Here is a 21217-nt window from a genome sequence, read left to right as displayed (position 1 = left end):
GTGTATCCGTCGCGCGCCAGATACACTGCAATACAAACCGCCGCGAGCCGGGCCGGCCGGCGCCTGTAGACTGCTCACAACGAAACGCCGAGGAGCTGGACACCATGGATCATGTCGATCACGTGTTGATAGTGGATGACGATCGCGAGATCAGAGAGCTGGTTGGCAACTACCTGAAAAAGAACGGCCTGCGCACCACTGTCGTTGCCGATGGCCGGCAAATGCGCGCCTTCCTGGAAACCACCCCGGTGGACCTGATCGTGCTGGACATCATGATGCCCGGCGACGACGGACTGGTGCTGTGCCGGGAGCTGCGTGCCGGCAAGCACAAGGCCACGCCGGTATTGATGCTCACCGCGCGCAACGACGAAACCGACCGCATCATCGGCCTGGAAATGGGCGCCGACGATTACCTGGTCAAACCCTTCGCCGCCCGGGAGCTGCTCGCGCGTATCAACGCCGTGCTGCGCCGCACCCGCATGCTGCCGCCCAACCTGGTGGTCACCGAAAGCGGTCGCCTGCTGGCGTTCGGGCGCTGGCGCCTGGACACCACCGCCCGCCACCTGCTGGACACCGACGGCACCATGGTTGCCTTGAGCGGCGCCGAATATCGTTTGTTGCGGGTATTCCTCGACCATCCGCAACGGGTGCTCAACCGCGACCAGTTGCTTAACCTCACCCAGGGCCGGGACGCCGACCTGTTCGATCGCTCCATCGACCTGCTGGTCAGCCGCCTGCGCCAGCGCCTGCTGGATGATGCCCGGGAGCCGGCCTACATCAAGACCGTGCGCAGCGAAGGCTACGTGTTCTCGCTGCCGGTGGAGATCCTCGAGGCCTCGGTATGAGCCTGCCGCTGCGCTGGCCGCGTACGCTGGCCTCGAGGCTGTCGCTGATCTTCCTGATTGGCCTGATCCTGGCCCAGGGGCTGTCCTTCGGCGTCCAGTACTACGAGCGCTACCAGAGCGCCAAGTCGACCATGCTCGGCAACCTGGAAACCGACGTCTCGACCTCCGTCGCCATTCTTGACCGTCTGCCTGCCACCGAACGCCAGGCCTGGCTGCCGAAACTCGCCCGGCGCAACTATGGCTACCTGCTCGACGAAGGCCAATCCGGGCAACCGATGGATCTTGCCGACGCGCCGATCTCGGTCAGTTCGATCCAGGAAGCCATCGGCCAGGCGTATGGCCTGACCTTCAAACAGATTCCCGGGCCGAAAATGCACTATCAGGCGCACCTGCGCCTGGGGGACGGCAGCCCGCTGACCATCGACGTACGCCCGGCGATGACACCCCTCTCCCCCTGGCTGCCAATGGTGTTGCTGGGGCAGTTGGCGCTGTTGATCGGCTGCACCTGGCTGGCCGTGCGCCTCGCCGTCGGCCCACTGACCCGGCTGGCCCAGGCGGTGGAAACCCTCGACCCTAACGCCCACAGCGTTCGCCTGGACGAGAAAGGCCCGACCGAAGTGGTGCATGCCGCCAAAGCGTTCAACGCCATGCAAGACCGCATCGCTGCCTACCTCAAGGAGCGCATGCAGTTGCTGGCAGCGATTTCCCACGACTTGCAGACCCCCATCACGCGCATGAAGCTGCGCGCTGAATTCATGGACGAGGGGATCGAAAGGGACAAGCTGTGGAGCGACTTGAGTGAAATGGAGCACCTGGTGCGTGAAGGCGTGGCTTATGCCCGCAGCATCCACGGCGCCACGGAGGCCAGTTGCCGGATCAGCCTGGATGCGTTCCTCGACAGCCTGGCGTTCGACTACCAGGACACGGGCAAGGACGTGCAATTGACCGGGAAAAACGCCGCGGTCATCGACACCCGTCCCCATGCCTTGCGGCGGGTGCTGGTCAATCTGGTGGACAATGCCCTGAAGTTCGGTGGCGCGGCGCAGATCCATGTGCAGATCGCCGACAACGGGCAATTGGCGATACAGATACTGGACCGTGGCCCCGGGATCAACGAGCAGGAACTGGCCGAGGTGCTCAAGCCGTTTTACCGGGTGGAAAGCTCGCGCAACCGGGAAACCGGCGGCACCGGCCTGGGCTTGGCCATCGCCCAGCAACTGGCGATCGCCATGGGCGGCTCACTGACCCTGAGCAACCGCGACGGCGGTGGTCTGTGCGCCGAGTTGCGGCTGGCATTCGCAAGCTGACATAGCCTCTGTGGGAGCGAGCTTGCTCGCGAAGACAGCTGCAAATTCAACACAAATATTGATGCCTTACCCAATCCCCCTGTGGGAGCGAGCTTGCTCGCGATAGCGGTGTATCTGCCAGCACCTGTTCAACTGACCTGACGCCATCGCGAGCAAGCTCGCTCCCACAGGGGCTGGGTGTTGGATTTGGATACGATTTGTATGCCAGTGTGTCTGCGGGTGATCGGCATACACAAACTTGCACAATCCTGCGTTGCGGACACACCCCGCTTACACCTGCTTGCAAGACTCCCCGGTGTTCCCGGCGGCTATCACGGCCGGGTCTCACCATCCACGGAGCCTTTACATGCCTACCGCAACTGCATCCCCCTTTCGTTATCAGGGCTGGTCGCTGTTCAGCCTGCTCGCCGCCCTGGTGCTGTTGATGACCGGGTTGATCCTGGTGCTCAACCCGGACCTGACCGAAGGCGTGCGCAGTGCCATTCGCGCCACGGCTCGTTCGTCTTTTATCTTGTTCCTGCTGGCCTTCACCGCCTCGGCATTCGCGGTGCTGGTGCCCTCGCCCCTGAGCCGGTCCCTGGTGCGCGAACGGCGCTTCATCGGGCTGGCCTTTGCGTTTTCCCATCTGGTCCATGCCGTGCTGATCTACAGCTACGGCCAGCTCAATCCCGAGTTCTGGCCCGGCCGCACCACCCTTGGCAACGTGCCTGGCACGGTGGGCTACGTGTTCATCCTGCTGCTGGCGCTGACCTCGTTCAAAAGCACCACGCGCCTGATCGGTTTCAAGGCCTGGAAGCGCCTGCATGTCACCGGCATGTGGGTGCTGGCGGCGATCTTTGCCTATTCCAACTTCAAACGCATCCCCATGAGCGCCTGGTATGTGCTGCCCTTCGGCCTGATCTGCGCCGCCACCGCCATCCGCCTGGTGGGCAAGCTGGCCCAGGCCACCCAGCGACGCCAACGACCGCAACACGCGACTGATCTGTAGGAGCTCGCACATAGCGCCTGCGCCGCAGCACCTTGGCGTTGAAAAAATCGAAACCTTGGACGGCAAGCACTGGTCAAGTCCTGTATGAACGTCAACCGCTGCACGTCGCGCCAAGCGACGGCGGCCTGAAGCGAGGGACAGGCATGAGCATGACCGTTGGTGATTTTCTGGTGGAACGTCTTTACGAATGGGGGGTTCGCCGTATCTATGGCTATCCGGGCGATGGCATCAACGGCGTCTTTGGCGCCTTGAACCGCGCCCAGGGAAAAATCCGCTTCATCCAGGCCCGCCACGAGGAAATGGCCGCATTCATGGCCTGCGCCCACGCCAAGTTTACCGGTGAGCTGGGCGTCTGCATCGCCACCTCCGGGCCCGGCGCGTCGCACTTGGTGACCGGCCTCTACGACGCGCGGATGGACCACATGCCAGTGCTCGCCATCAGCGGCCAACAGGCGCGCGCAGCGCTGGGCGGGCACTACCAGCAGGAGCTGGACCTGGTCAGCCTGTTCAAGGACGTGGCCGGGGCATTCGTGCAGCAAGCCAGTGTGCCCGCCCAGGTGCGCCACCTGCTGGACCGCGCCGTACGCACGGCGGTGGGCGAGCGCCGGGTCACGGCGCTGATCCTGCCAAACGATCTCCAGGAAATGGAATACACCGCACCACGCCACAAGCACGGTACGGTTCACTCCGGCGTCGGTTACCGCAAACCCAGCGTCGTCCCCTACGAAGAGGACCTGCGCAAGGCCGCCGAGGTCCTCAATGCCGGCAAGAAAGTCGCCATCCTGGTCGGTGCCGGAGCGCTGCACGCCACCGACGAAGTGATCGCCATCGCCGAGAAGCTCGGCGCCGGCGTGGCCAAGGCGCTGCTGGGCAAGGCCGCCGTGCCGGATGACCTGCCCTGGGTCACGGGCACCATCGGCCTGCTCGGCACTGAGCCCAGCGACAACCTCATGGCCGGCTGCGACACCCTGCTGATGATCGGCTCCGGCTTCCCCTACGCAGAATTCCTCCCACCTGAAGGCCAGGCCCGGGGCGTACAGATCGACATTCAGGCGGACATGCTCAGCCTGCGTTACCCCATGGAAGTCAACCTGCACGGCGATAGCGTCGATACCTTGCGCGCCCTGCTGCCGCTGATCGAAGAAAAACCCGACCGCACCTGGCGCAAGAAGATCGAGCATTGGCGCGAACGCTGGGAGCGGACCCTGGAAAAACGCGCCCGGGTCAGCGCCAAGCCGATCAATCCGCAGCGGGTCACCTTCGAACTGTCGCCGCGACTACCGGAGCACGCCATCATTACCTGCGATTCCGGCTCCTGCGCCAACTGGTACGCCCGGGACATCAAGATCCGCCGTGGCATGATGTGTTCGCTGTCCGGTGGCCTGGCGTCGATGGGCGCGGCCGTGCCCTATGCCATCGCGGCGAAGTTCTGCCATCCGCAGCGGCCGGTGATCGCCCTGGTGGGTGATGGCGCCATGCAGATGAACAACATGGCCGAGCTGATCACCGTCGCCAAATACTGGCGCACCTGGGCCAATGGCACCTGGATCTGCGCGGTGTTCAACAATCGGGATTTGAACCAGGTCACCTGGGAACAGCGGGTCATGGAGGGCGATCCGAAATTCGCCGCCTCCCAGGACATCCCCGACGTGCCCTACCACCTGTTCGCCGAATCCATTGGCTTGAAGGGCATCCTGGTGCTGCACGAGGACGACGTGGCCACGGCCTGGGAAACCGCGCTGGCGGCGGATCGCCCGGTGCTGATAGAGTTTCGCACCGACCCCGACGTGCCACCGCTGCCGCCGCACATCAAGCTGGAACAGGCGAAAAAGTTTGCCTCGACCCTGCTCCAGGGCGACCCGAACGAGCGAGGCATCGTGGTCGAAACCGCCAAGCAGGTATTGAGCAGCCTGCTGCCGGGCCAGCGCACGGATAAAGAGTGAGGCACGACGCGATGCCAACCATTGAGCTGCATCGTCGCTATGAACGATCCCTGCTCCTGGCTTTCTGCGTGGTGTGGGGGTGGCTGGCCATTGCGCCGATAAAACGCAGCGACTGGCTGGCGGAGAACCTGCTGGTCATCGCGTTATTGGTGGTCCTGGTGACCGTTCATCGGAGATTCAGCTTCTCCCGGCTGTCCGCGACGCTGTTGTTCGTGTTCCTTTGCATCCATGAAGTCGGCGCCCACTACACATATGCCAAGGTGCCTTACAACCAGTGGTGGCAGGCCCTGACGGGGGGCCAGTCGCTTGATCAGTTCATGGGTTTCCAGCGCAACCAGTTCGACCGGCTGGTGCACTTCAGCTACGGCCTGCTGCTGGCCTATCCGCTGCGCGAGGCCTTGCTTCGGGTTGCGCCAGCAACGGGGTTCAGGGGCTATTTCCTGGCCTGGAGCCTGATTCTTGCGTCGTCGGCGATTTATGAAATCATCGAATGGTTGGGCGGCGCCTACATCGGGGGCGATACCGCCAAGGCCTTTGTCGGTGCCCAACAGGACCCTTGGGATTCACAAAAGGACATGGCCCTGGCGGCGCTCGCCGCGTTCATGGCCCTGCTGGTCGCCGCCGGGGTCAGTTACCTGCGCCAGCGGGACTTCGCCCTCGAATGGACGTTGCGCTTCAAGGCCCGCACCTGATGCAGGCCCCCATGTCCGCCAGTTCCTGTGTGATCACGTCTAAGTAAATCAGCCCACCAGCCGATATAAGACAGGTGCGGATGAAATCGCTTTTTGGCTGATGACTTATTTTTATGATTGAAATTGCAGGCAATGACTCGACTGTCCTTTCCCCGGGTTCGCCAACCCGAAGTTTCACCCGTCGCACTTTTCCGGCCATCATGCTCCTGCTGTTTGTCATGTCTGCACTGGCGATCGCCGTGCTGCTCAACATCACCGGCGCCCAGGACCGCCGCGCCCGTGAACAGAGCCTGTTTTTCGCCCAGCGGGCCATCGAGGGGATCCGCAAAGGTATCGGACGGGACCTGAGCGACTACTCCAAGTGGAGCGACGCCTACCGGCACCTGCATGCCAGCGTGGACAAGGAATGGGCCTATGACCAGGAAAACGTCGGCAGCAGCGTGTTTTCGCTCTATGGCTACCAGGCGGTGTTTGTCATTTCGCCAACCGGCCAGACTGTCTATTCGGTGATCGATGGCCAGATGAGTGAGGTCGATGCCGATACCTGGTTGGCCGGCGACTTGCGAGCGCTGTTGAAAAAAGCCAGCGCCGCGGAAAATCACGAGGAAGTGGTGGTCGAGATGCTCCATCACGAGGACGCCCCTGCGTTTGTCGCCGCGTCCGCCATCACCGTCGGCACGGACAGCAGCGTGCCCGAAATCCCCGGCCCGCCCAGCCTGATGCTCTTCGTCAAGGTCCTGGATCCCGGAGCTTTGGAAAACCTGGCGCGGGACTTCGCCCTGCCCGATGCCCATATCGCCAGGACACCGGGCCCAGCCGATACCGCCCAGTTGCAGCTCGACGAGCTGACCCAGGAGGCCTTGGCCTGGCGACCGCAGACCCCGGGCCAGGACCTGCGCAAATTCCTCCTGCCGTTGCTGGCCGTGGCGTTACTGGTGCTGGGGATTCTGGCCCTGGCCGTTCTGCGCCATGCCTTGGCCATGCTCCGCGCCCAGGAACGCCAGTACGCCAGCCTGCTGGCCCACCGCAAAGCGCTGGAACGCAGTGAGGAACGTTTCCGCGACATTGCCGAAGTCTCATCCGACTGGTTGTGGGAGGTCGATTCGACCGGGACCCTGACCTATCTGTCGGAACGCTTCGACCAGGTGACCGGCTTCAGTCCCACGGAGTGGCTGGGCAAACCGCTGCACCGGCTGCTTCACCCCCATGGCGGCTCGATCTCGATTGCCCAATGGCTGCTCGGCGGGGCCAACAGCGTTTCCTCGGCGCCGCTACTGTGCGAGTACACCGCGCGCAACCAGCGCATCCGGACCTGCAAACTCTCGGTGCGGGCCATCGAAGCTGGCACCCTGGGTTTTCGCGGCACGGCCACCGATATCACCGACGAATTGCGGGCACTGGCCCAGATCAAGCACCTTTCCCTGCATGATCCACTGACCGGGTTGGCCAACCGCAACCGCTTGTTCGATTGCCTGCGCGAACACCTGGGCCGAGCCGATCGCCCGCCCCTGGCGCTGCTGAACCTGGACATGGACCGTTTCAAGCCGGTCAACGACTCCCTGGGCCATGCCGTGGGCGATAAAGTGCTCAAGGAAGTGGCGCATATCCTCCAGCAAAACGTCCGTGGCACCGATCTGGTGGCACGTCTGGGCGGTGATGAGTTTGTCATTGTCATGCCCGACCCGGGCGATGCCAGCGATCTCGATCAACTCTGTGCACGGCTGATCGATTGCATGCAACGGCCCATGCACCTGGACGGCAACACGCTGTACCTGGGGGTGAGCATCGGTGTCGCCTGGTCGCAGCCCGGTGACGAACGTGCCGATGAACTGCTGCGCCACGCCGACATCGCCTTGTATGCGGCCAAGGCAGCCGGCCGCAACACCTGGCGCGTGTACGTGGAAGCCATGGGCAACCTGGCCCGCGACCGGCGGCGATACGAACAGCAACTGCGCGACGCCATGCAACGGGATCAACTGGAACTGCGCTACTTGCCTCGCTTCGATGTGAGCGCCGAGCAACTGCACGGTTTCGAAGCCCAGACCTTCTGGCACCATCCCGAGAAAGGCGAACTGGGTGGGGCCGATTTCATACCGGTGGCCGAAACCTCGGGCCAGCTTGAAGAACTGGGCACCTGGATGCTGATCAACGTCTGTGAAGAGGCCGCCACCTGGCCGAGCGCCGTCAATGTTTCCATCGCGGTTTCACCCCGGTGGTTCAACAGCAGCTTCCTGCTCAACCAGGTGCAGGAAGCCCTCGAAACGAGCGGCCTGGCGCCCCACCGGCTGACCCTGGAAGTGGCCGAAGGTGTCCTGCTGGCCGACCACAAGACCGTGGCCAGCACCCTCCATGCGCTCAAGGACCTCGGCGTGCGGATCAACATCGACAAGTTCGGCACCAGCATCGCCTCCCTGCGCGAAGTACTGGACCAGCCGTTCGATGGCATCCGCTTCGATCGCAACATCCTCACGCAACTGGGCCTGGAGGATGACAAGGAGGGCGTCCTGGCGATGATCCGATTGAGCCGCAGCGTAGGGCTGATGGTCACCGCAGAAGGCATCGAGAACGCGCGGCAATTCAGCCAGCTGCGCAACGTGTCCTGCGACCATGTCCAAGGCCCCTACTTCGGCGCGGCCCTGGCCCGCTCGGAAATGGCCTCGTTCTTCACCACGCCGCGGTGGCTGTAACCCACCTCCCCACCGCTATCGCGAGCAAGCTCGCTCCCACAGGGTTCTGTGGGGTGTTCATGAGCTATGCGCACCGCTGGACCTATTGTGGGAGCGAGCTTGCTCGCGATGAGGCCAGCACAGCCAACCTCACTGCAAGCTCGGTCTCTTACAAACTCAACCGCCCCCGCTCCTCCTCAGTCAGCCGCTGACGGCTCTGTTCATCCAAAGGCCCTGCGCCCAGGACCTGCACCGGGCTGGCCGGGTCGTAGGCCCGAGGCGCTTCGCGGCTGGCGCCGTCGCGGGACGGGGCCAGTTGCTCGGAGCCAAAGCTCACCACCTGCACGGTAAACACCGACGCCTGGTTCTGCCGCGCCGCGTTCTGTTGCTGACGCGCCACGTCTTCAGCGGCCTGCGTAGCCGAAGACGCCGCCGAACTGGCCGAGGTAATGGCCCCGGTGTTCACCGAGGCCGCCAGCGGCACGCCGGTGGATTTGCCCTGGGTCTGGATGTTGGCTGCGTTCACCACGGTCAACGCCGCGATGTTGACGTTGCCCGACACCCGGATCCCCGCCTCGCCCGCATCGATGGTGCCCAACGGCGCGATCAGGTCGATATCCCCCGGCGCCACTTCGGCAATCGGGTTGAGGGTGGCAATACCGGCACCGGTACTCGGCACCGACGGCGACAGCGTCACGTTGCCCCAGGTGTCGTACAAGCGCTTGGGCGGCGTGTACACCACGGTGGTCTTCGAACCACGACCGGCGTTGATGTCGCCCTGGGCCGACCAGCCGAGGATCGAGCCACCAAAGGTGGTCATGATCCGGCTCTGGCCCAGCAGGATGCTGTTCTGCGCATACAACTGGATATCGCCCTCGCCCTGGGTGATCACCCCGGCGGTGGACGGCGGCGCATTGCCCTCGATGCCGAATGTTTGCCCGCCGCCCGGGGTGAGCATTTGGATACTGCCGCCGAAATCGGTGTGCACACCCGCCCCGCCGAACATCGTGATGTCACCCTTGTAGGTGATCGCGTTGCCCGCCACATCCTTGCTTGGGAACAACAAGTCGATAGCCTCCCGCCCGCGCAGGTAGCTGCCCTGGCGCACGCCGCCGGCTTCGTTGTACTCCCGACCACCGGCCTTGAGCTCGGCAAAGTACACGTCGCGGGCAAACACCCGCTGCTGCTCCGCCGGCAGTGCCGCGAAGAAGTTGCGGGCCTGCTCGGTGTCGCCGCTGAAGCCGAAGCGTTCCTTGAGCCAATCCACCAGTTCCGCCTCGTAGGTCTTGGCGACCTTGCCGTCCTGGTTCGCCAGGGGCACACCGGCCAAAGCCTGGTTGGCCGGGTCCAGGTAGGCCTTGACGAAGCGCTCGTAATCCGCGCCATTGAGGCCCGCGCCGGCTTGCAGCACCAGGCTCGCCCCAGGACGCGGATCCCCTGGCACCACCGCGCCGATACTGGTGATGCTGACCTTGTCGTCCATCAGGATATTGCGCCCGGCGGTGATTTCAAGCAGGCCGGGGCCGGCGACGTTGAAGGTGCTGTAAAGGATGTCGCGCCCGGCTGACACGATGGAGATGTCGGTGGGGTTGTTGTGGATGAAGAGGTTGCCGGTGCTGGTGTAATTACCCACGTCGGAGTTCTCATTCAGAGACCCGCCCAGCGGTATGCCGCTGCTGACAATGTCTCGCCCAGCCATCATCCGTACAGGTCCGGCGCCTTCGTAGGCGATTCGCCCCGGCCATCTGCCCGTGGAGACTGATGTCATCGACCGTCCAGTGGCGACTGCCAGCAAGTCACCTTCAAGCGCATAGAAGCGAGCAGGATCGACATTGAGGGCCCATTCGCTGGAAGCGCTGCTGGTGTCGAAGGCAAACAGCGGCAATATGTTCGCATCAGGACGTGCGAAATTGCCGTCGGCTGAAAGGTTGCTGGCCTTTATGATGAAACCATCCATGCCGACAAAGGCTGGCCGAAACGGTGTCGCCAGGGCTGCGGACGCTGCACCGGAACGACTGACCGACATGTCGCCGCCGTAGATGGAGCCGCCGGCCATGAATTGCAGCTCACTGTTGATGCCGGGAGCTAGCAAAAGGGCCGGACGATTGTTGCCGTTATAACCTGTTCCATCCCATATCGAGGACTGGCCGTAGTAAAGACTGCCACTGGCTGCCACAGCTCTCAAAATCGATGGGTAGAGCAATGCCAGATCCGTTGGCGTAGCGCCAGTCACGGGCGTCAGGTTGCCTCCCGACGACCATAAATCAATCGCCGTATTGGCAGTCCACAATGTAAACCAGCTCTCGCCCGATCCATTGGTCACACCGTTTTTGAAGGGCGACACGCTCATCATCGGCGCCCGACCCGGGTCCGCAACGTCCGTCACCACCAGATCGCCTGAGGTGACCAGGTCGAACGTGGCATCACCCGGCATCAGGGTCAACCCGCCTGTTGGCTGACTGCGCGTGGCTCTAAAGGAATCGTACGCACGCGTTTCTCCGGAAGACTGTGCCGAAGCAACGTTGCCATACCGTAGGTCGATCCGACCGATGGAGCCGCTGTCGATCTGTGCATGACCGCGCAGGTTGATGACCGCACCGTTGAGGTGCCCGCCGGAGAACACGCTATTGGGATTCAAGGCGCCGCCTACACGCAGCTTGAGGTCACCACCGCCGGTCAATTGCAGACTCCCATCGGCACCTACGCGCCCGGTGCTGCCCACAGCCAGCACTAGCCCTTGGCTGCGGCTGTTGCTGATCGGCACAAGACGACTCCCTGCCATTTGATCGAGCACCCCCGCATCGCCGGCGACCTGAACATTCAAGTTACCGCCGCCCAGAGTACCGAACCCCGTAAACCCGACCATCAAATCAGCCTTGCCGTCCTTCGCAGCGGTGTAACTGCCAAAATTGATCCACCAAGCAGGGGGTTGGAACTGCGAGCCGGTAGCGATCGAACCGCTGCCCTGGCGCCACAGCCAATTGCCGACGTTCACCGTATCGTAACCAACGTCTCCCCCATTGGGCCGCCCTAAATTCGTACTCGAGACATCCAGGCTATTACCGGTCAGATTGCCGCCAACTTTCAGAGTCAGGTTGCCGCCAAAGTCAGGGTACCAGGCGCGGTAAAGACTATTCGTACCGCCATCCACGAACTGTTCGTTTTCACCCAGTGCATCATTGAGTACCTTGCCCCCCGCCCCACGCGCCTTGGGTTGGTTGTACGGGTCTTTGGCGTAAGTTTGGCTAGCTGAACTGCCAGCGGTGTAGACGCCATACAGCGAGTCCATTTTCAGATCGCCTGCAGACAGCAGCTCAAGGTCTGCCGCTGCGGTGCGGATCACACTCCAACGTTGGCTGCCTGCCTTGTATTCCGTTTGCCCAACAGCTTTGCAAAACGACGGGGTGTCGTCACACATCCCAGGATAGGCAAGGTTTTCGAAATCAATCGGTTGACCCACGAGGTCTGGAAGCCCATAGTTTTCCGCCCCTTCCTCCGTCCAGACAAAGCCGCTACTGGCTTTGCAAAACGACGGGGTATCCTCACACATCCCTGGATAGGCAACGTTCTCAAAATCAATGAATTTGCCTGCCAGACTCGGATCTCCGAAGTTTTCCGCCCCTTCCTCAGTCCACACCAACCCCCCAGCCCCAGCCTTACCAAACATTCCGTAGTGACTGTCAGCCAAATGCAGATCACCACCCGCCAGCACCGGCCGCACGACCCGACTGTCCGCCGCCTGCGTATCGGCACCGGCCACCAGTCGCAATGACCAGGACTGCGATCCCTCGGCCAGCATCGGCGCGATGGCCCAGTTGCTCCCCGCCACTTCCGGACGCAACTGCACCGACTCGACACCGGTCGGCAACTTGATGTCGGTACCTGAAGGAATTTTCGAACCCACACTCAGTGCCAGGGCGCTGCTGAGACGCAGCACATTGGTCAAGCTGTTACTCGCGCCTTCAATGTCTGGCAACGCAACGCCTTTGGGCCAGATCAGGTTGCCTATCGTTGTGCTGCTGCCCAGCAGGCTACCCGCCCCCAGCACCGTGCCCGCCTCCAGGGTTTTGGTCGAAGCCAACAACGTGCCGGCCGCGAACAACAGATTGCCCTGTGCGTCATGCACCGCCGCGGCCAGCACCGTGCCGGCCGGCAGCACCATTGGCTGTTTCAGCGTGGCGGCGACCGGCAACCGCGTTCCCGCAGCCAGGGTCGCGCCCTTGAGCGGCACGTCGAAGTTGAGCACCGAGCCGGCCGGGAACGCCGTGTCCACCTCCAGGGTCACGCCAGTGCCGGGCACGACAATATCGCCCGCCGCAAAATCAATGCCTGGCAACAGCACCCAGCCCTTGTCATCGTTGCTGGCGGGCGGCTGGGCAAAACCGTCGGTGATGCTGCCGTAGATGTTCAGGTCACCGCCAGCGCGCAGCGTCAGGCTGGCGGATTCGCCGGAGCCGTAGACGTTTTCATCCAGGACGTTATGCGGATTGAGGCTCGCATAGCGATAGCGCGACAGGTCCAGATCCCCCTGGACCACCAGATCGCCATCGGCCGTCGCACTCACCACCTCCACACCGGGGCGCAGATGGAACACGTCGCGATAACGGCTGTTGTTCAGCCCGGCGAGTTTGCGCTGCAACAGATCGTTGTTGGCGTGGGCGTTGGTGATAAAGGCGGTGTTGTCTGGATCCACCACATCCTTCAGCCATGTCTGATTGATGACCTGATAAGGCTTGCCGCTGGCCGCCGGCACGTTAACCAGCGGCGCGTCGCTGTATTGCCATGTGGCAACCACCGCAATCGAGCGGGCGCCGAGTACATCCACGGGACCACTGGCATCGATCGCCACATCGCCCCCCGACACGCCACCCAGTCGTGGCGCGCTGAGTTGCAACGTCCCGCGAGGCCGACCGTCGCTCATGCCGGACGCACTGCCCAGCGCGACCTCGGTACCGTGGCGCAAATCGATACGCGCGCCGTTGCCCAGGGTCAGGAGCCCTTCCCTGGCGGTCAAGTCAATGATGGCGCGGTTCGGCGAGTCGATGATCTTGCCGTAGCTGTCCACCCGCAGGCGCCGACCATGGGCGTCAAGCACGGCACCGCTGCCCAGGGTCAGGGCATTTTTTGCAGCCAGGTAAATGCTGCCAACCCGCTCGCCGCTGGCGTCCACCGTGCCGTTGACCAGCAGGCTGCCGTTGTCCAGGGACACGTCAATGGACGAGGCCTTGAGTTCATTGCCGATCACCAAGTGGCCCTGCTTGAGCTGGAAGCTGCGGGAGCCGAATACTTGGCCGTCGTTCAAGCGTTGGTTCAACGCGGCGAACTGCTCGCTGAGACTGCCATTGCCACCCAGGCGCTGGGCCTGGATCTCCACGCCCCCGGCCAGGTACGGCATGAGCGTGCCACCGGCATCGTATTCACCGCTGCTGCTGGCGAGGATTCGTCCTTGCAGGTCGACAACCCCGGCCGTACTGCCCAAGGCCACGGCGCTGAGCCGCCCGGCCTGGTTGTGGCGCGCCGAAAGATCAATGCTGGAGCCAGCCGCCTGGCGGATGTTGCCGTTTTGGCTTTTCAGGATGACTTCACCACCGGCGCTGTAGCGGGTGACGTCGTTGAAAGTCACCGTGCGGCCTGCCACATCGATCAGCGACCCGTCGGCCAGGCTCAGCTCATCCGTCGCGCTAAGGGTCAGTTTGCCGCTGGGCAACACCACCGCGCTGGCCAGGTTGAGGCTCGCGCCCTTGAGGGACAATTCGCCGCCAAGCCCCGAAACGGTGCCCGGCTTGGCGGTTGTGCCTGCCACGTTGAGTGCGCCGCCTGCGGTGATGCGGTTGATCGAACCGGCTTCACCGGTGAGCAACGGAGTGAGAATGTTCAGGTTGCCACCGCTGTAGGCGTAGCCCGTTTTAGCGTCATAGGCGCCCTGGCTCTGATACACCGCCAGGCTGCCCTTGTGATTGGCGGTCACGCGTTCGCTGGCGCTGAGATTGACGTTGGCGAAGCCCAGCGCCAGTCGGTCCAGGGTGGTGATCGAGCTCGGTTGGGCGAACTCGCCATAGCCGAACTCGATACGCTGGGCCTGGATGTCCAGGCGACCGGCGCCTGTGCCGGCCCCACCGGCAATCACCGAACCCGGCGCACCGACTGCGCCGTTCCAGATCAGGTTGCTGGTGCGCAGGGTCGCCACATCACTGGCGGTGCCGGAGCCATAGATGCCCGGGGTACTGAGCATCAGGTTGTTCAGGCGCGACTTGCCTGTGGCTGAGTCATAGGTGTCGAGGCTGACGGTGCCATAGAAGTTCAGCGCCTGGCTGGCTGACAGTTCGAGGGTTTCCAGGGCCGGGGCACCGTATTCGGTGTCTCCGCGCAGCAGGCGATCGAGCACGGTCTGGCTCAGGGTGAGGCCGGCCGGCAAGACCTGCCGCGTCGCCGCGTCGCCCAATGCCTGAGTGGTGCCGACGTTGATGTTGCTAAGGGCCAGGGTCAGGTGCCGGGTGCCGTAGCGAACCTGGTCGTTCAGCTCCAGGCTGCTGCCGGAGGCGGCAACGATGCTGCCTTCGGAATGGATCCGGGTCACGCCGCTGCAAGGTGTCAGGCTGCATCCGCCAATGTTGACCGTGCCTGTGGTGCCTGATACTGGGGCCAGGATATTGAGCAAGCCATTGGAGGCAGCAAGCGAGCTGTAGTTCTGGTTCCTCACATTGAAGTTATAGATAAAACCATCGCGCGCGTCGTAAGCGGCCTTGCCCCGCCCGATGGTATTGATGGCGGCGCCCTGTTCCACCAGCAACTCGCCACCATCGGCCAGGAGGAATACCTCAGGCGCCGACAGCGTCGCACCTTCACGCAGCGCAACACTGCGCGACACCCGTTGCGGCGTGATGTAATTACCACCTTGGCCATAAAGCACCGAAAACTGGCCGCCGATCACTTGGCGTGAAGCATTCAACGCGTTCAGGCTTTCAGCATTGAGCGTCATACCCTCGAAGCCGGGCGTAACCCCGCGTCCTTCGGCGACCACCTCCAGGGCTGTGCCATTGCTGGCAACCACTGCGACGGTGCCACCGAACCCTCCGGTCTGGGGCGCGAACTTGCCGATGCCCTTGAAGGAAAAGGCTTGGTCTCCAGCGCCCTCTGCCAGATTCAACTTCAACGTCTTGGCATCGACTGGCAGGAGGGCCCTGGGAACACCCAAGCGCGCGGCGTCGGCCACGGCGAACTGGGCGTAGCTGGTTTCGTTATATTGCGAGTAGCGACGCAGCACGTCGCCCGACGTCAGGATGAGTTGGCTGGACATGCTGTTGCGCTGCCCGGTATTGGCCACCGACAGCACGCCGGCGGTGGTCCAGGAACCGTTGCGCATCTGTTGCGCGCTTGAAGTGGAGCCTTGCCCCGCCAAACCGTTGACCTCGACCCGGAACGCCCCCGGCAGCAAGGCATAGGTGGACGGCATCAGGGTGTAGGTGCCGGCCGCCAGCCCGGGCACACCGGCACCGATGGTGATTTGCTGCCCTACCCTCGGATCCACCGCACCGCCTTCGGCAGCGACCGGCGCATACTGGCTCTGGTTGCCCGGCACGATGGCGTAGACCGGATTGCTGGACAGTCCCGGCAAGGTGAAACCGCCATTGGCGCCGATTTGCACCAGCGGGTTGAAACGCGCATCGGTGGAACCGCCTCGGCCAGAGATAAAACCGGCGCCAAGCAGTTCACCGCCACCCGAGAGATCGAGCACCGAGCCTTCCTGGGCCGCCACTGACTTGCCGCCGAGAATCACGCCGATATTCAGGTCACCATACTCGGAGAGCACCGCGCCTTGCCCTAGCAACACGACCTTCTTGCCAGCGTACGTATAATTTTGACCATCGATGGTGCCGCCATACGGCAGGACCAGGCCCAGGCCACTGACCGAAGTCAGGCTGCCCGGTAACAGCTCCACTCGATCAGTGGTACCTAAGCCATCGTTTATGCCGACTTCAATCAACCCCAACGGTGCTCGTACCACCCCGCCCTGCTCAATCTTCGCACTACCCAGTTGCAAGCGGCCAAATGCCGAATAAGGCACTGCAGGTGTGACCTGGGTAGTACGCTCAATGACCAGACTGCGCGCGGGATCGAAAACCGGGGCGCCGGGGCGCATATATCCCGCCAAAACCCGAGCCCCTACGCCGGTCGCCGGGTACAACTGCGCCGCTTGCAGGATCATGTCCGAGGGGGTCAGCAATTGGGTGGTAAAGCCCGTAGGCAATCCGTCACTGGATAACCCTGCCAGGAATCGCAAATCACCCCGGCTGCGTAGCTGAACCCGGTCGAAACCGGCGCGTTCCAGCGCGACGGCACCGCCGTCGGCCTGCCTCACCGTGCCTTTGCTACTGAACATCACGCTACCCTGAACATCCAGCAGGTCCGCATTGACGGAAAATACCGCCTTGTTCGTCAATAGCGACACCCCGCCGCCATCGACCACTGGCCGGGTATAGGGGTCAAAACTCGGTCGAGTGGTCGACAGCCCCGTCGCTAGTGCCAGCAACACATGGGGGGCATTGAGCTCGACCCGGGTATTGGCTGGCGCGGTTGCGCTCAATCCAAAGCTGCGGGCGTACAGGTTCAGGCTTTGACCGAGGGACATCGACAGGTCGCCATCGACGCTCATCAGGCCGTTGCTTAACAGGGACAGGCTATCGAAACCACCGGCCTGGACCTGATCGACACCTAGCCGCCCGTGACCATAGACCAGCGAATCCGCCGAGGTTTCAGCCGTATCGCTCAGTGGGCTGGCCTGGGCAGCGCGCGCCAGCACCAGTTCACGCACCTTCAACACCCGATCATTGACCGCACTCTTGAAGTAATAGGGCGTTTCCAGCGCTACCGACAAACTACCCCCCGCGGCCCCTGCTCCACCCGAACGGGCGCTGAACGAACCGTCCAGGTACAGGCCATTGGCCGACGCCAGGGAAATGCTGCCGCCATTGCTCGCCACCGACGTACGCCCCTGGCCGGGGATATCCAGCACGGCCTGGCTGCCATCCGCTTGCAAACGCGCACCGTCGCGCACCACCACAAACAATTCGGACGCCGAAGTCGATCCTTTCGCGGCATCGATCTGGCCGCCGATGACAATCTGCCCGCCGTCGTGCACCAGGCCGTAGGCCTGACCGCGCATGTCCCGAGCTGTTATGGCCCGGCTCGATACATCGATCAGTGATTGTTCACCCAGCCATATGGAACGACCGTGGCCCTGGGCATTGACTTGATCGCGGACCGTATCGCCGACGCTCAACTCGGTGAGACTGACCCTACCGCCCCAGGCGTTGAGGGTGCCGTTGGCAGTCAACTGACCGATGCTGCGCACATCGATGCCCTGGCCCGGATCGACGCTGATCACGCTACCCTCGCCCAGGTTCAACACCGTGCTCGCCATGTCGGCGGCGCTGGAGTTCGCAGTACCGGCAGTGAGGCTCAGGCTCGCGCCGCGACGCTGGGTCAGGACGCCTTTGATCGCATCTTCCTGGTACAGCTGCGGCGTCCAGCGCTGCAACGCATCAGCCGCTTCTGCGCCGCTGCCGGTGCTCAACGCCTGCTCGCCAAAGCGGTACACCGGCATCGTCACATCGACCCGGGTCCCATCGACCACGGTCAGACCTTCGTTACCGGTGATGTCATAGGCCGAGAAACCCTTGTCGAAGAAATCGCCACTCAGTTGCAAGGTGCCCGGTTCAAGCGGCGAGCCGCTGTCGCCGATCAGCACTTTATTGGCCGCCAGCTTCAAGGTCCCGCCACCGCTCACGCCGGTGCCGCGCAGTTCACCGTCCAGGTTCAAGTCGCCGCTGCTTGACGACGTATTGATAGCCGCCGTCAGGGTCAGGTCCCCGCCCTTAGCGCCGCGGGTCTTGCCATCGGCCATGACCGCGGCGCCGGAGCTGACGTCGATCAGGCTGCCCTGGCGCACATCGATATTGTCGCTGCGCACGACCACGGCACCGCCGTTGATAAACGGCAGGTTCTGACGGTCGTTGCCGTCAAGCAACAGATTGCTCCAGCGGCCAGCGGTGTTCAACGTCACGCCCTCGCCCAACGTGACCACAGCACGCTGACCTGCGGCGGGCGAAAGCACGACATCGCCCATCTGGAAATTATCGGTTCTGACCTGTTTAAGCACGTTACCCAAGGCAATGCGACCACTGCGGGCCGTCAGGTCGGCGTTCACTTCGACCTGCGGTGCATAAAGCGTGATGTCGCCGCCATCGGCCACTTTTAGCGTGCCATCGACTTTGATGCCTTCTGCCGCCGCCACCTTGACCGCACCGAGCTGGAAGCCGTTGAGCAGATCGTTATCCAGAACCAGTTTGCCTTGCCGATCGGTGTCGACCACCGAGGTCAGGTCCAGCCCCGCAGCAATTTTCTCGGTCACCTTGCCGACGGTGACCTGATCAAGCGTGGGGTTCAAGGCGCTGTTGATCACACCGCTGGCCTTGTCATAGATCGGCGTGTAGCTACCCACCCACAATTGCGCCCGTCGGGCCACGGCGTTTTGCGATTGCTGGTAGCCATCGAGGTTGAGGTTCGGCGCCTGGGTCTGGCGTTCGCCCTGATAGACCTCACCAACGATCTGGCCTTCCAGCACCGCGTTGCGGGTCGACACCACCAGCTTGCCGGCATCACGACCGACGGTGTAGCCAGCTTCAAAGCGCTGTCGTGGGGCGATCAGCGGGTTGTAGTAGTAATCAGTCTGGCCCCAGCGCTGGCTGTGGTCTTCGTAGCCCTTGTAAATCCCGGTGTAGAGGATGTCCCCCGGCGCCTTGGACAAGTCATACAAACGCCCATTGGGGCCCTTGAGCCAGGACTGGCGTAAGTAGCCGCTCTGCACATCCAAAGTGCCGCCGGACAGGTTCAGTTGCGCTGCCTGTTGGGTCACCACGTCGTTGCCGGTGAACGTCAGGGTGCCACCTTGAGCAGCCCATTCACCGGCGCTGTGGCCTCGGGTCCCCAAATAACCGCCCACTTCCAACAGCCCGCCCGCCGTGTACCAACGGTCGGTGGCGTAGCCGTTGGTGCCCGCCGGCACGTAGATCAAGTCACGCACGTCCACCCACACATCATTGTTGGTCAGCTTGCCGCCCTCGCGGTTGACCGGTGCGTCGCGCTGTTCGTTGCCCTGGACGTTGACCTTGATGGAGTTGGATTCCATCGCCACCTTGACGCCGATGGCGCCGGACACATCGATCACCGCACCATCACGCACCAGGCTGCGCCCGGCAGCGCTGACCGCGACCTGGCCGCCGGTGGCCAGAGTGATGGAACCATTCTGGAAGTCGACGCTGCCGCCGCTGACAATCTCGACCCGGGACTGGTCGCTGCGGTCCACCACACTGCTGAGGTTGTTGAACTGGCCGGTGATCAGGTTGTTCGGCGTGCCATCCAAGCCGGCCGGTCCGGCATTGCGCTGGCTGTCCAGGGCACTGCCGCCGGCAGCATCGAGCAACACCGCCGTGGCGCTGCCCTGCCCCAGGATCACGCTGCCGCTGCTGTCGCTCGAGGCGTTGAGCAGGTGCACGGTGCCGCGGATGTCCACTGAACTGCTCGCCACCGCCACGCCGTTCTGCTGCACAGTGTGCCCGGTGAGGGTGACGTCGCCGGTGCTGGCCTGGATCAGGCCGCTGTTGATCACCGTGCCGGCGCTGCTGCCCGGTTTGAGGGAGGTCGCGACCTCGTTGCCACGGGTGGTGGAACGCAGGTTGCCGCTGGTGCCCTGGCCGCGCCGGATGTAGAAGCTGTCGCCTGCCGCCAGGGTGGTCTGGCCCTTGGCGGTGATGATGGAGCCAGCGTTCTCCACTTCGCTACCCAGCAGCAAGGCATAGCCGCCCCCGGCCGTGGAAGTGGCGGCACGGTGGGTTTGGATCAACGCGCCCTGCTGCACTTCGATCTTGCCCGCTGCGTCGGTGAAAGTCGGTTGGCTGCCGGTGGCATCGACATACAAGCCGCGCTTGCTGAATTGTTCATCGCTGATGTTGGCCGCCACCGCCGCCAGGTTACGCACGTTGACCTGGCTGCTGCCGCTGAAAATGATGCCGTTGCGGTTGACCAGCATCACCGTGCCGTTGCCCTTGATCTGGCCCTGGATCTGGCTCGGTCGCGCCTGGGGGTCGTTGACCCGGTTGAGCACAGCCCAGTCCGACTGCTGCTGGAAATCCACCGTGGTATTGCGCCCGACGTTGAAGGTTTCCCAGTTGAGAATCGCCTTGTCGGCGGTCTGCTCGATCTTCACCGTGGTCTTGCCACCGGTCTGGGTCTGCTGCGGTCCCTTGGCGTTGAGCCAGCCCTGGGTCAGGCTGTTATCGACCTTGAGCCCACCCTCGCCCAAGCCGTCGGGCACAACCTGTACCTGCCCGAGCGCGGCTTGCCGCCCCGCTGCCTGGGCCGCCTGCTGGGCGGCGATGGCGGCTACGGTGTTGTTGAGGTTGGTCAGCGAACGCTGCAACTGCGCATTGGCCCGTTGCTGCTGCGCCAGGGGCGGCGGCATGCCTGGTTGCGCGGTCGTAGGCCGCGCCGCGCCACCGGCCTGGGACGCGCCCTTGGCGGCAAACCAGGCCGAACTGAACGCCGTCGCTGCGTGGGCATTGCCGGCCACCATCAGCAGGGCAATGGCCTGGGCCAGCGGCTTGAGCCGCAACATCGACAACTCGCCATCGCGACGTGGAGCATTCAGGTTCGTCTGGGGTTTGCAGCGCAGCATCCTACTCATCCTTCCGGGTTCGCTCTAAGGGGCGCAACGCAGT

General features: G+C 63.3%; 7 protein-coding genes. 6 read left to right on the top strand and 1 reads right to left on the bottom strand.

What is annotated here, in order from left to right; translation table 11 throughout:
- The first annotated feature begins 104 nt into the window (after positions 1-104).
- The 6 genes from AB4O09_RS14030 to AB4O09_RS14005 all read left to right on the top strand — a co-directional run bounded on the left by AB4O09_RS14030 (position 105) and on the right by AB4O09_RS14005 (position 8462).
- Positions 105-845 carry a response regulator gene (locus AB4O09_RS14030; protein WP_003202589.1) on the top strand — a complete coding sequence of 247 codons (741 nt, stop codon included), beginning with the start codon at positions 105-107 and terminating at the stop codon, positions 843-845.
- A complete protein-coding gene (locus AB4O09_RS14025) occupies positions 842-2152 on the top strand; it encodes an ATP-binding protein (RefSeq protein ID WP_003202591.1) in 1311 nt (436 codons plus the stop codon). Before AB4O09_RS14030 ends, AB4O09_RS14025 begins: the two co-directional genes overlap by 4 nt.
- Before the next feature lie 346 nt (positions 2153-2498).
- Complete coding sequence (locus tag AB4O09_RS14020; RefSeq protein WP_003202593.1) at positions 2499-3140, top strand: ferric reductase-like transmembrane domain-containing protein; 642 nt, start codon at positions 2499-2501, stop codon at positions 3138-3140.
- Positions 3141-3283: 143 nt separating this feature from the next.
- Positions 3284-5083, top strand: a complete 1800-nt coding sequence (locus tag AB4O09_RS14015) for a thiamine pyrophosphate-requiring protein (RefSeq protein WP_013693534.1) — start codon at positions 3284-3286, stop codon at positions 5081-5083.
- A gap of 11 nt (positions 5084-5094) precedes the next feature.
- Positions 5095-5775 (top strand): DUF2238 domain-containing protein, encoded by a 681-nt coding sequence (locus tag AB4O09_RS14010; protein WP_003202596.1) that lies wholly within the window; start codon positions 5095-5097, stop codon positions 5773-5775.
- A 113-nt stretch (positions 5776-5888) separates the two neighbouring features.
- Entirely contained in the window at positions 5889-8462 is a 2574-nt protein-coding gene (locus tag AB4O09_RS14005; protein ID WP_003202598.1) for a bifunctional diguanylate cyclase/phosphodiesterase, read from the top strand.
- A 148-nt stretch (positions 8463-8610) separates the two neighbouring features.
- Here the strand turns inward: AB4O09_RS14005 and AB4O09_RS14000 are convergent, their stop codons facing one another.
- A complete protein-coding gene (locus AB4O09_RS14000; protein ID WP_460108352.1) occupies positions 8611-21174 on the bottom strand; it encodes a filamentous haemagglutinin family protein in 12564 nt (4187 codons plus the stop codon).
- Positions 21175-21217 lie beyond the last annotated feature (43 nt).

The organism is Pseudomonas sp. H1_F01, assembly GCF_054681425.1.
Note: the sequence above shows the minus strand (reverse complement) of the source record. Positions and strands in the feature narration are given on the sequence as shown.

What these genes read in the sequence shown, in the direction of transcription:
- AB4O09_RS14030 (WP_003202589.1), top strand. Translation starts at nt 105, where the DNA reads ATGGATCATGTCGATCACGTGTTGATAGTGGATGACGATCGCGAGATC.
- AB4O09_RS14025 (WP_003202591.1), top strand. Translation starts at nt 842, where the DNA reads ATGAGCCTGCCGCTGCGCTGGCCGCGTACGCTGGCCTCGAGGCTGTCG.
- AB4O09_RS14020 (WP_003202593.1), top strand. Translation starts at nt 2,499, where the DNA reads ATGCCTACCGCAACTGCATCCCCCTTTCGTTATCAGGGCTGGTCGCTG.
- AB4O09_RS14015 (WP_013693534.1), top strand. Translation starts at nt 3,284, where the DNA reads ATGAGCATGACCGTTGGTGATTTTCTGGTGGAACGTCTTTACGAATGG.
- AB4O09_RS14010 (WP_003202596.1), top strand. Translation starts at nt 5,095, where the DNA reads ATGCCAACCATTGAGCTGCATCGTCGCTATGAACGATCCCTGCTCCTG.
- AB4O09_RS14005 (WP_003202598.1), top strand. Translation starts at nt 5,889, where the DNA reads ATGATTGAAATTGCAGGCAATGACTCGACTGTCCTTTCCCCGGGTTCG.
- AB4O09_RS14000 (WP_460108352.1), bottom strand. Translation starts at nt 21,174, where the DNA reads ATGCTGCGCTGCAAACCCCAGACGAACCTGAATGCTCCACGTCGCGAT.